Origin of the sequence: uncultured Roseivirga sp., assembly GCF_963973945.1 — a bacterium.
GTDB lineage: Bacteria > Bacteroidota > Bacteroidia > Cytophagales > Cyclobacteriaceae > Roseivirga.
This window is the reverse complement of record NZ_CAXBBV010000015.1, coordinates 13063-25581: the sequence shown is the minus strand read 5'-3', so window position 1 is coordinate 25581 and position 12519 is coordinate 13063. Positions and strand designations below refer to the sequence as shown.

Annotated in this window: 11 protein-coding genes; 5 read left to right on the top strand and 6 right to left on the bottom strand. The window is 38.5% G+C overall.

Going from position 1 to position 12519, the window contains the following annotated elements:
• Positions 1–21 precede the first annotated feature (21 nt).
• From AAC026_RS17775 to AAC026_RS17765, 3 genes are read right to left on the bottom strand one after another with little or no spacing between them, the layout of a single operon-like run.
• Entirely contained in the window at positions 22–609 is a 588-nt protein-coding gene (locus AAC026_RS17775; RefSeq protein WP_339608172.1) for a 3'-5' exonuclease, read from the bottom strand.
• Complete coding sequence (gene nhaC, locus AAC026_RS17770) at positions 606–2084, bottom strand: Na+/H+ antiporter NhaC (protein WP_339700907.1); 1479 nt, start codon at positions 2082–2084, stop codon at positions 606–608. Before nhaC ends, AAC026_RS17775 begins: the two co-directional genes overlap by 4 nt.
• Positions 2085–2125: 41 nt before the next feature.
• Positions 2126–3241 carry an FAD-dependent oxidoreductase gene (locus tag AAC026_RS17765; RefSeq protein ID WP_339700904.1) on the bottom strand — a complete coding sequence of 372 codons (1116 nt, stop codon included), beginning with the start codon at positions 3239–3241 and terminating at the stop codon, positions 2126–2128.
• A gap of 50 nt (positions 3242–3291) precedes the next feature.
• On the opposite strand from AAC026_RS17765, the gene AAC026_RS17760 reads away from it, so the two are divergent.
• The 4 genes from AAC026_RS17760 to AAC026_RS17745 all read left to right on the top strand — a co-directional run bounded on the left by AAC026_RS17760 (position 3292) and on the right by AAC026_RS17745 (position 7198).
• Entirely contained in the window at positions 3292–3801 is a 510-nt protein-coding gene (locus tag AAC026_RS17760) for a DUF4442 domain-containing protein (RefSeq protein WP_339700901.1), read from the top strand.
• 76 nt (positions 3802–3877) lie between these two features.
• Positions 3878–5029 (top strand): DUF2911 domain-containing protein, encoded by a 1152-nt coding sequence (locus AAC026_RS17755; RefSeq protein ID WP_339700898.1) that lies wholly within the window; start codon positions 3878–3880, stop codon positions 5027–5029.
• Between the two features lie 232 nt (positions 5030–5261).
• Positions 5262–5909, top strand: coding sequence for a hypothetical protein (locus AAC026_RS17750; protein ID WP_339700895.1), 648 nt, complete (start codon positions 5262–5264; stop codon positions 5907–5909).
• A 125-nt stretch (positions 5910–6034) separates the two neighbouring features.
• Positions 6035–7198 carry a DUF3667 domain-containing protein gene (locus AAC026_RS17745; RefSeq protein ID WP_339700892.1) on the top strand — a complete coding sequence of 388 codons (1164 nt, stop codon included), beginning with the start codon at positions 6035–6037 and terminating at the stop codon, positions 7196–7198.
• On the opposite strand, the gene hemL is transcribed toward AAC026_RS17745, so the two are convergent.
• Genes hemL through guaA form a run of 3 tightly spaced genes read right to left on the bottom strand, consistent with a single transcriptional unit; the run spans position 7195 to position 11852 of the window.
• Positions 7195–8487: a glutamate-1-semialdehyde 2,1-aminomutase gene (gene hemL, locus AAC026_RS17740; RefSeq protein ID WP_339700889.1), complete on the bottom strand. Its 1293-nt coding sequence runs from the start codon at positions 8485–8487 to the stop codon at positions 7195–7197. The genes AAC026_RS17745 and hemL overlap by 4 nt on opposite strands.
• A 6-nt stretch (positions 8488–8493) precedes the next feature.
• Complete coding sequence (locus AAC026_RS17735) at positions 8494–10317, bottom strand: ABC transporter substrate-binding protein (protein ID WP_339700886.1); 1824 nt, start codon at positions 10315–10317, stop codon at positions 8494–8496.
• 5 nt (positions 10318–10322) lie between these two features.
• On the bottom strand, positions 10323–11852 hold the full coding sequence (gene guaA / locus AAC026_RS17730) for a glutamine-hydrolyzing GMP synthase (protein ID WP_339700883.1): 1530 nt from the start codon (positions 11850–11852) through the stop codon (positions 10323–10325).
• Between the two features lie 176 nt (positions 11853–12028).
• Between guaA and AAC026_RS17725 the strand changes: the two genes are divergently transcribed.
• Positions 12029–12439 carry a DUF3052 family protein gene (locus AAC026_RS17725; RefSeq protein ID WP_339700880.1) on the top strand — a complete coding sequence of 137 codons (411 nt, stop codon included), beginning with the start codon at positions 12029–12031 and terminating at the stop codon, positions 12437–12439.
• Positions 12440–12519: the final 80 nt, after the last annotated feature.

Below are 12519 nucleotides of genomic sequence, written 5' to 3'. Positions count from 1 at the left end.
ATATGGTTCTTGAAAATTTGTCTACTCTATAAAGCCCAGTTCATCGAGCTTTTCATAAATCTCTAAACAAATCCATGCATCGGTAGCTGCATAGCGAATTTGCTTTTCTGTTAACTGCTCTACTTCCCAGTTTGAGGTTTGAGCCGATTTGGAAATTCGAATTCCCATAATCATGCCTGCCAAGTTTCTGGCACCAACATTTTCTGCTCCAATTTCTACAAACTTCTTATTCAGGTCTAAAAAGCCTTGTTGATTGAAGTTTTGTAGGTTGTTTAACAAGTTAAAGTCATCTTCTAAACCTATTCCAACTTTGGTAATATTGGGGTTTTCCATAAAATCAACAATGCAAGGCAAAAGCCCTGAATGCAATATTCTAAGCAGATATACTTTCTCTGGTGTTCCAATTTGGATCAGCGAAATTTTTCGAATTTGGCCTTTTTTGAACGTAGGTTTAGCTTCAGTGTCAAAACCCACTACATCAAACTGATTAATTTCATCCATTGCCTGTTGAATGGATTCTTCTGTGCTTGCAATGACCACCTTTCCTTTGTAAGCAGAAAGCGGCAATTCCATTAATTCTGCCTTGGTTATTGATTTGGTAAAACTCATTCGGCAGTATCTAGCTCGTCAGTTTGTTCATCATTTGAAGGCGTAATTCGTTTTATCTTAATATTAAGATAAGCGAACGCAACCGTCATTAAAGGACTTATTAAATTGAAAAAAGCGTAAGGTAAATAGGCACCTGTAGCTACTCCCAAAACTCCTGAATGATAGGCTCCACAAGTGTTCCAAGGAATAAGTACCGAGGTGACAGTTCCTGAGTCTTCTAATGTTCTAGATAGATTTTCTGGTGCAAGCCCTTTACGTTTATAAATATCGGCATACATTCTGCCTGGTACTACAATGGCCAAGTATTGATCTGATGCTGTACCATTAAAAAATATAGTAGTACCAGCAGTAGCAGCCACCAAAGAACCCGTTGAATTTACTTTCGAAATTACTGCGGCTGCAATTCTTTTTAAAAGACCAGTTCCTTCCATTACCCCACCAAAAATCATAGCAGAAATAATTAACCAAACAGTTTTGAGCATGCCTGCCATTCCTCCAGAAGTTAGAAGCTCATCGACCATGGCATGCCCCGTAACTACTCTAATATCTCCATATAGAGATTTCATAACTCCTACAAAAGTAACCTCCCAGTTAGCACCTTCCCAACCAGCTACCGACACAATCACATCTGGTTGAAAAATAAGTGCGAAAACAGCCCCCAACAGCGCTCCAATCAGAATGGCCGGAATAGCTGGCATTTTCTTTAGAATCATCCCAATTACGGCCAAAGGCACTAAAAACAGCCATCCGTTAATATTAAATTTTGAACTGATTGCAGTCAAAATCTCTCCCGTTTCAGTAATCTCACCGCTACCAGAACTGGTAAAGCCCAAAATTAAAAACAGAATTAAAGCGATAACAATTGACGGTACAGTGGTTAAAGTCATGTACCTAATGTGAGTAAACAAATCTGTTCCTGCCATGGCAGGTGCTAAGTTGGTAGTATCTGACAATGGCGACATTTTATCTCCGAAATAGGCACCTGATAAAATAGCCCCTGCTACCATGCCCTCATTTATACCTAAGGCCTGTCCAATACCAATTAAGGCAATACCAACAGTGGCTGCGGTGGTCCAAGAGCTACCTGTAGCCATAGAAACAATAGAGCATATAATACAGGCGGCAAAGAGAAATATTGTTGGGTTAAGAATTTGTAAACCATAATATATCATGGCGGGTACAATTCCACTCAGTAGCCAGGTACCTGCCAAACAGCCTATTAATAATAGTATGATGATAGAGGCCATGGCCGAACTAATACTTTTCACTATCCCATTTTGAATAGTGTCCCATTTGTAGCCCAACCGAAGTGCTACCAAGGTGGCTACACCAGCTGAAAGGATTAAAATTATTTGATTTGAGCCATCTAAAGCTGAATCACCAAAGATTCGAACATTAATAAAAAGGGCTACTACAAGAAAAATGATCGGGATAAAAGCCTGAAAAAGTGTAGGCGTTTTATAGGTATTGGTCATAGTTATTATAAAGTCAGGATTTGAAGATAAGAAGATTTATTTTATTCGAGCATTAGAGATGCTAAACGCTGCCCAACTTTACTGCCAACGGCAACTCCCATACCCCCTAAGCGCACGCCCAAAACTATATTTTCACTGTGTTTTTTAACAATTGGTTGCTTTGTTTTTCCAAAAGCCATAATGCCTGCCCATGCCATATCCACTTCAAAACTATGGTTAGGAAGAAGAATGGTTCTCAAGTCTGATTTCAGTTTATCTAAGATAAGATCGCGCACCTCAAATTCTGTACTCTCTTCCCCTTGAATATCTAAGTTTCTTCCTCCTCCAAAAATGATTCGGTCTTCATAATTACGGAAATAGTAATAGCCTTCTTCATAATGAAAAGTGCCTTTAAAGGGAAGTCCTGCAATCGGTTTTGTAACTAAAACTACACCCCTACCTGGTTTAAGCTCTGTTTCTGGTAAGAGCTTTCGGGTAAATGCATTGCTGCAAATGGCCAGCTTTCTAGCTTTAAAACTTACTTGTGATGTACTAACTGTTACGCCTTCTGGGGTTTCTTCAAAAGAAAGCACTTCGCAATTGGTAAATACTTTAATGCCCAATTGCTGGGCGAAGGCTTCTAGCGCCTTCATCATCTTACCTGTATCAATCTGCGCCTCCAGCGGGTTTTTGATCAGCGACTTTACCTGCTGTTGATCAAAACCAAATTCACTAATTAAGCCTGCTGCTTCCGAATATACATTTTGCCCAAAAAGTGGTTTGAGCAATTCATTTACTTTTTCAATTGAATTCAAGGCTTCCAAATCATTCTGAAATAGTAGCTCATAGCCTCCATAATTTTTGAAGCCGATATGATCATCTCCTAAACGAGAACGAAGAAGTTCAAGCCCCATCCAGCGAAATTCAACTAGTTCTTGTACTTCCGTTTCAGTCATTCCCTTCAAGTCATTCATGATTTCCGTAAGACTACCAAAACAGGCAAAACCTGCATTTTTTGTACTGGCACCAGTTGGGAAAATCCCTCGCTCTAATATAACTACCGACTGCTTAGGGTACTTCTCCTTGATGGAAACCGCTGTAGAAAGTCCTACAATCCCTCCTCCTATTATTATATGGTCGAAACTTGTAAATGATTGTCTTTCCCAAAAACTGAGCATATTCTATGTATTTAAAGAAACTTGCCTAAATTAATTGAAAAATGTAAACCATGTTCGATCCTGCCCAACTCTTAGAAAAAGCAAAAACGTCAAAACGCCATTTAGCACTACTTAATTTTGGGCTGTTACGTATGATCCCTTTTAATAAACCTCATGGAATTAAGATTGTAACAATTGGTGATAAATCGGTTAAAACCCGCTTTCCATACAAACGAAGTAACCTTAACCACATCAAAGGACTTCACGCTTGTGGGCTGGCTACCGTATCTGAGTTTACTACTGGTATTGTTTTACTATCTACATTAGATGCCAAGCAATACCGTATCATTATGCAGAAAATGGAAATGAACTATCATTACCAAGGCAAAATGGATTCATTTGCTGAGTTTTCTGTATCTGAAGAGTGGCTCCAAACCGAAGTAATCGAGCCTTTACAAACTCAAGAGTCGATTGTAGTGAATTGCGAAGTAAAAACTTATGATAGTGAGGGAAACCATCTAACCACTGGCAATATTTATTGGCAAATCAAGGCATGGAATAAAGTTAAAACAAAAGCTTAACCACTGGTATAAAGGGAGTTTGCAGCATTGTGGCTTTCATCTATCTTTCTCAAGACTGAAAACTTAGACAAGCCTTATGAAAAAGTTACTCTTTGCCTTATTAATTGCCGCAGCCGTTGTTTCCTGCAAATCTCCAAACACTTCCAACGAAGCTGGATTTATCACCTTATTGGGAAATGATACACTGGCCGTAGAATCGTTCACCAAATCAAATGATTTATTTTCGGCAAAGGTTGTATTACGATCGCCTAGTATTTCTTTAAGAAAATATGATCTCACTTACGCAAATGGCGACTTTTCAACTTTAGAAGTAACTGATTACGATCCAGCTCAAGGCTTTAATGGCGCTGGAACTTTAGTTCAAAGAATGACCAGACAGCAAGATAGTCTTGTTGTAGAATCGGAAGGCAGAGACGGAATGACCTCTAGAACTGTGGCTTTTGAAAAAGGTATGCTCCCATTTATAGATATGGTGCATTGGCCTTATGATTTGGCTTTTAACAATGCAGTTAAAAATCCAAATGACAGTATTAACCAAAGACTTTGGACGGGCAGAAGCTTTTCTACTTTTGTAATAGCCAAGGAAGGCAGTGATAGTCTAACAATCCGTCACCCTTCAAGAGGTGTTATGGGGGTAGATATTGATACCAATGGTGATATTCAATTATTAGACGCTGGGCTTACCACAAGAAAACTGAAGGTACGCAGGGCTAAAAATGTAGATATTAATAAGGTGGCGGCATCTTTTGCGGAAGACGATAAGAACGGAAAAAAATTTGGAGAACTTTCTGGCGCACCCGAGGGGCACTTTGAGTTTAAAGGTGCCGAGTTTGATGTTTCTTATGGTTCTCCTCAGAAACGCGGTCGCGAAATTTTTGGGGGCATAGTGCCTTGGGGTCAGCTTTGGAGAACGGGTGCAAATAGAGCTACACACTTCAAAACTTCAAAAGATTTAAAAATCGGAGATTTAGACATACCTGCAGGTGAATATACCTTTTTCACCATTCCTGAACCTAATGGTGGTACTTTAATCATTAATAAACAGACGGGGCAAAATGGTCAATCATATAATGAAGAAAGAGATTTGGGTCGTGTTCCTATGAAAATCAGCAAGCAAAATGAAATTACAGAGCCTTTCACCATTAAAGTAGTGGAATCAGACAAAGGTGGGGTGATTCAATTAATTTGGGATCAAACCATTTTCTCTGTCGACTTTACAGTCCAATGATCATTCGGATTGAAGTAATTAAAAACTGAATAATACTGGACATTTTTATACATCCAATTTTTCGTTTTTCACAACCAAAACTAGGTTGTAGTATTATAAAAATATGCGACCTAATGATTAGGTAACGATTTGGCAATAAACGCCCTTTTGGAAAAGTATATTATTATGTGTTAATTCATGTCGGCACTTCGACCAAAGGTGCCAAAATTACTTTAACCTAAACACCCGTGTGATGCAATCATTTACCATGAATTCCCTTTTTGGAGGGCTATTCATATTTCGTAATAAAGGCCAGCGCTACAAAGTAAGCAAAAGTGACTTTTACGAAGGAAAGAATTTTTTAGCCAACCAGTCGCGCCTCCTCAACCTTACAAAAGACCTAAGAAACACCAATCAAATAAGCACCGATAAAAGCATTCGTTTTTATGGGATGAACTTTGGGCAGACTACTAAAGATGCCGTACAGCATTTAGGGAAGCCCAACTATATTTCGCGCAAGAAGTCTGCATTAAAAAACCATAAAATTCTTTTCTATAGAATTACCGTTTGCAATGTAAACTGTGTACTTCAGTTCCATTTTCTGAAAGATCAGTTCTTTTTAGGAGTCATAGAAGTTAAAAACACCTCTACCAAAATACATAAAGAAATCACTGATTTAGTAAGAAAAAAATACTTTGTAGAACAAGAGGATTGGGTAGGCATATTGAAAGACAGTGAAAACAACACGCTCGAAATAAAGGAAGGGATGATTCAAAGGATGACATACCTTACAGGAGATCAAACCCTAAGAAATGAAATACAATCGCAAATAGAAAAGATACGTGATTTAAAGGAAAAACATGGCCAATTAAATCACGATATGATCTTAAAGATGATCTAAGAAACTTACACCTAAACACTACTCATTAAAAGAGTCGGGAGATCTTCCGACTCTTTTTTCGTTTTCCCTATTTGGGGAATGGTATTAAGCCAGTATCTTTAGACTTCTAGAAAACACCTTTTTTGATGAAATCCAAAAAACGTAGAAGTACGCACTGTAGTAATTGTGAGAGTGCGTTGGAAGAAAGTTATAACTTTTGCCCTACCTGCGGACAGTCCAATACCGATAATAATATCACCTTTTCAATTCTGATCAGGGAGTTTTTAGACAATTACCTTGGAGTAGATTCTAAGATGGCAAACAGTATTATGCCGTTTTTATTCAGCCCTGGTAAACTCACGAATAGATTTCAGGATGGTAAAATCAAACATTTCATCCACCCTGTAAGGCTCTATTTAGTACTCAGTGTTGTTTACTTCTTTGTTGTCTCACACCTCCTTAGTTTCGATCTTAGAGAACTAGGTGACGATAGTTTTAACATTCCTGCTAGGGCTGACATTGAGGAACTCCGCAATGATCCAGATTTTGCTATTCTTACAGATTCATTGAAAATAGAAGCCTTAAATGATTCGCTGGTCAGGCAATTTATTGGCATAAATAACTTCAACGTACTCTATGATTCCCTTGTGAGCAGGTACGATTCCGCTATTATAAACAATACTGAGGTTGCGCTTAACGCAGTAGACCTGATTGCTATTAACGAGGATGAGCATTTTCTTGATAAAACCAACAGATGGGCAAGAGACAGACACCTGAGTGACGATGATTTTATGGATTCACTAATGGGAGGTAAAGGTCGTTATAAGATTTTTAATGTTACAGATACTACTAGCAGTGAAGATGCTCGACACCTTAAATCGCAAGTGAGAAAGGTTTTTAAAAATGAAGAAGGTTTCAAAGGCTTTATTCTTGGCAATCTGCCAATTATGATGTTTTTGCTTATCCCTCTTTTTGCACTCGTGCTTAAAGTAGTTTATGCCAGACGTAACCACCTCTATATAAAACACATTGTGCATGCACTCCATGTACATTCCTTTGCTTATTTCATGTACGCCATTAGCCTTCTTATAATTTTCAAGCTACTAGTGGGTCATGTTCAGTGGCAATGGATTGTAGGAATAACCACCTTTATTGGAGTGAGTACTTATGTATACATTTCCTTCTTAAATGTCTACAAACAAGGCTGGTTTAAAACCCTGGTTAAGTTTAACATTGTAGGCTTTATTTACATTATACTCTTACAGATTTTCTTCAGCTTCGAAATCTTTATGAGCTTCTGGTACTATTAATGAATTGCTTTTAACGATTTGTAATTGGCTTCAATAATTTTATCGGCCAATTCTTCTGTAATTGAATCAGAAATAAACAGGGTTTCGAACTGAGATGGGGCCAAATAAACGCCATTATTAAGCATTTCTCTAAAGTATTTGCCAAACATGGCCGTATCGCAGTTTTTGGCCGAGTCAAAATCAGTTACTTTTTGGTCAGTAAAGAAAATACTAATCATTGAGCCAATCCTGTTCATGGTATATGGCAGCTCTAGCTCATCGAGGTTCTTCTGAAAACCTTCTTCTATTCTTTGGGTAATATTGGCCAAACGATCATACAAACCGTTTTCGTCCTTAATTTGATTTAACATTGCAAGCCCTGCCGCCATTGCCACGGGATTTCCTGAAAGGGTTCCTGCTTGATAAACTGGCCCTACCGGTGAAACGAAATCCATTATTTCTCTTTTACCACCATAAGCCCCAACAGGCATTCCACCACCAATGATTTTCCCTAAAGTAGTTAGGTCAGCCTGTACATTGAAAACGCCTTGAGCTCCTGACTTAGACAAACGGAAGCCTGTCATTACTTCATCAAAAATAAGCACTATTCCGTACTGATCGCACAGTGCTCTTAAACCTTGCAAATAACCTTCTTTGGGCAGAATGCAGCCCATATTCCCAGCAACTGGCTCTAGAATAATAGCTGCTACCTCATTCCCAACTTCGGAAAGCAGTTGTTTCGCTTTCTCAAGGTCGTTAAATGGAAGTGTTAATGTATCCTTAGCAGTACCCTTAGTTACCCCAGGACTATCCGGTGCTCCCATTGTCATTGCTCCAGAACCTGCCGCAATTAAAAATGAATCACCATGCCCGTGGTAACAGCCTTCAAATTTAATAATCTTATCTCTGCCCGTATACCCTCTAGCTAAGCGAACAGCTGACATGGTAGCTTCTGTACCAGAGTTTACCATTCTCACTTTTTCAATGGATGGAAACATTTCACAGATCAATTCGGCCATTTCAATTTCAGCATTAGTAGGTGCGCCAAACGAAAGGGAGGTTTTAACTGCTTCGATTACAGCTGCTTCAATTTTCTCATTTGCATGACCAAAAAGCATTGGCCCCCATGAATTTATGAGCTCAATAAAGGCGTTGTTGTCTTCATCGTACATAAATGCACCTTTGGCTCGCTTTATAAATAATGGATTTCCGCCTACGGCTTTAAAGGCACGAACAGGAGAATTTACGCCACCTGGAATAGAGTTTTGAGCTTGATCAAAGAGTTTTTGACTGCGAGAAGTATTGAGCATTGGGAATTAATTATTTGATTTTTTGACTTTAGAGTCTACCATTCTTAAAATCGGGGTGTACCTGTTGTCGTTTGTTAACTGATAATTAAAACTCTCCGTTAACTCACCCTGTATTGTATTAGTAGTTTTCAGTCCAAACTGAAAGTACTTTCCGTATTGAGATAACAGTCGACCGTAAGTAACCATGATGTCATAACCAATGTAAGCATCACCCAAACGGTCTTCCTTTTTTGGCACAGCGGAGAACATTTCTAAATAGCGTTTTCTGAATTCTCTTACCGATGCTTTATCATAATCAATCCAGTTTGAACCTGTAAATACAGCTTCTACCCTTTCAAGCTGTTGAAAAGAAATCGATTGTTCTGAACTCAACCAACGCGATGAGCCTACATAGTAAATTGTATCTTCTCTGGCATCGATACCACTGATTACACTCGCGGAAAGTGAGGGAATATCTGAAGCAATAAAAATATGCCCAATGCTGTCGGGCATAATTCCCAATTTTTCTTCTCGAAAATCATCTCCTGAATACTTCTCCCATCTCTTAACTCCTGCATCTAAGAGAGAATCCATTTCGGCAATCATTCTCGCACGTTCAGCAGAATCTTTATCAACCTTAATTTTTTCAACCAACATCTGTTGAATTTTTGCCGATTCATTCGGCCTTACCATTTGCTCAATTACTACATTGAAAGTATCCTTCTCTATAAGTCTTCTGTAAAGCTGGGCTCTTGGCTTATCTGCTTCACTAGCATAAAATATGGCCACATTCTTATTTTTGGTAAGGTGCTTTCGGGTATATTCTGCCGCACTGATTGCCAAAGATTCATTACTTGGGTAATATAAAAACGCAAATGGGTTGTCAATCAAAATTTCACCATTAGAAGACAATGGGTTAATGAAATTGATTTTATTCTCTTTAGAAAATCGTACCACTTCACCAATCGGCCCTGGGTATGCTGGACCAACTATTAAATCTAACTCTTTAAGCTTCGGGTCAGCCAAAATAGCACGGGTGGTTGTGGCGCTGGTCTTGGTATCGAAAGTCATCAAATTGATATTGATATTCTCTTCTGCCAGTTTTTCTAAGCCTAACTTCATTCCCTGAAGAAACCGAACAGGCCAATCATTCATCATTCTAACAAGACTGATAGAGTCTGATCCGTATTGAAATGGGAAAAACAATCCAATGTTGTATACTTCCTTTTTAGGAGAGAAATCTACCCCATCAATATTTACTTCGGGGTTAATTTTGAAGGTAGTAATCAAGCTATCAATTAAAACCAGATTACGATCCATTACGCTCTCTGTAAGCAGCAATGTCAATAAACGTGAAGCTACAACTGGGTCGGAATGGCTTTTTAAAAGAGATTTTAAATGGTTTCTGTCTTTTACATTAGAAACCGACTGGCTTTTTAAAGCTTCAATTTCATCCTTAAAACTCTCGTCATCAATCAACTCTAAATAATTAAGGCCTTCTTCAAAAGCACCTTCTTCAAAAGCAATTTTTGCTTGCCAAAAGTTAACCTCATTTACAGACTCAGACCAATCTGGATATTTCTCTTTTAACTGAGTAAACAGTTGCGCTGCCATGGCAGCATCACCTGAATGGTATGCTGAAATGGCTTGGTAAAAACCAGCATACCTCACCAAATCATTATCCTGTTCCAATGAACTGATTTGCTTAAATCTGCCCATTGCCAATGCATATTGTTCTCTATCTAACAAGCCTTTTGCTTCATCAAACATCATTTTAACGTCTTGCGCAATGGCTGAAGAGCCAACAAGAGATAGAAAAACAAGTATTATAAAACAGCGGGTCTTCATCATTATTTTTACTCCCATTCTATTGTAGCGGGTGGTTTAGAGCTTATATCATAAACCACTCTGTTTACTCCCTTTACTTGATTGATAATTTTATTTGAAACGTCCTGTAAAAACTCATATGGCAAATTACACCAATCAGCCGTCATTCCATCTACACTGCTTACTGCTCTGAGCGCCACTACTTTTTCATAGGTACGTTCATCTCCCATTACACCAACCGACTGAACTGGGAGTAGCATTGCGCCTGCCTGCCATACATCATCATACAAACCAGCTTCTTTTAGCCCATTGATAAAGATGTAGTCTACTTCTTGAAGAATGGCTACTTTTTCAGCAGTAATATCTCCTAATATACGGATTCCCAAACCTGGTCCCGGGAAAGGATGTCTACCTAGAATATTTTGATCAATATCTAACGACTTCCCTACAAGCCTTACTCCATCTTTAAAAAGTGTGTTCAATGGTTCTACAACCTTCAAATTCATTTTATCAGGTAAACCACCAACGTTGTGATGCGACTTTATTGTAGCCGATGGGCCATTAACAGAAACTGACTCAATAATATCTGGATATATAGTGCCTTGGCCTAACCATTTAACGCCTTGAATCTTCTGTGCTTCTTGGTCAAACACTTCAATAAAAACACGACCAATGGCCTTTCTTTTCCCTTCAGGATCAGAAATTCCTTCAAGTGCTTTGTAGAATTGGTCTTTTGCATTAACGCCCTTTACGTTCAAGCCCATTCCTTTGTAGGACTCTAAAACGCTCTCGAATTCATTTTTTCTTAAAAGACCATTATCAACAAAAATACAGTGTAAGTTTTCGCCAATGGCTTTATGAATAAGTACAGCCGCCACAGAGGAATCTACTCCTCCTGAAAGACCAAGCACTACTTTATCGTTCCCCAATTTTTCTTGAAGTTCGGCCACAGTTGATTCTACGAATACATCTGGTGTCCAGTCTTGACTACACTGAGCGATATGTACCACAAAATTCCTTAGTAACTCTTTTCCTTCAGTTGAATGAGTTACTTCTGGGTGAAACTGAATTCCGTAAGTTTCTTCGCTTCGAATTTTATATGCGGCTACCTTAACACTTGGCGTACTGGCTATTACATCAAAATCAGCTGGAAGATCAGAAATGGTATCTCCATGCGACATCCATACTTGTGAACCCAAATTGATTTCTTTCATCAAATCCGACTGCATGTCCACATGATTCAATTTAGCACGACCGTATTCTCTTATTTCAGAAGGTAATACATTGCCACCAAATTTTTGAGCCATAAGTTGGGCGCCATAGCAAACACCTAATAAAGGTAGCTTACCCCTGAATTGACTAAGGTCTAAATCAGGAGAACCTGCATCTCTTACAGAACAAGGACTTCCTGAAAGAATGACTCCTTTTATGTCGTCTGTAATGGGTGGTATGTTATTGAAAGGGTGGATTTCGCAATAGACATTGAGTTCTCTAACTCTACGGGCAATTAGTTGAGTATACTGAGAACCGAAATCCAGAATAAGTATCTGTTCAGCCATGCGCAAAAATAATATTCAACTCGACTAATCACTAATAAAAGACAAGTAATTGTGTCCCTTCTTTAGAGGAAAAAAGATTAAATTCAGCAGTGGCATTAAGTACACTCCCTAACCCTAGGCCATACCATATATATTATCGGCTTTTTGAGTTTCTAAAATTTCTGAATTGAACGATCATGGCAGGATACTCTGGCTCACCACTTCTTAAAAAAATGGGCATCAAAGATGGATTCAAAATTATGGTTTTAAACAAACCCGATTATTACTGGAATCTCTTTGACAGCCTACCTAGCAACCTTCACCTTGTCGATAGTCAAAGTGAAGATTTAGTCGATTTTATTCATTTTTTCACAAAGTCTGAAGAAGAGCTTCAAGGCAAAATTCTAAACTTAAAATCACAACTTAAGCCAACTGGGATGCTCTGGATTTCTTGGCCTAAGAAAGCCTCTAAAGTGCTAACTGATATTGATGACGGTATTGTCAGAAGCATCGGGTTAAAAAGTGGCTTAGTAGATGTAAAGGTTTGTGCCGTAGATGAAGTTTGGTCTGGATTAAAATTTGTTTTCCGTTTAAAGGATAGGCCTTAATGTAAATTTTAATTCGGTGAAAATGAAGATTCGCCAAATATTCATTCATCAAAGCCATACACGGTTAGATGAATCTCATT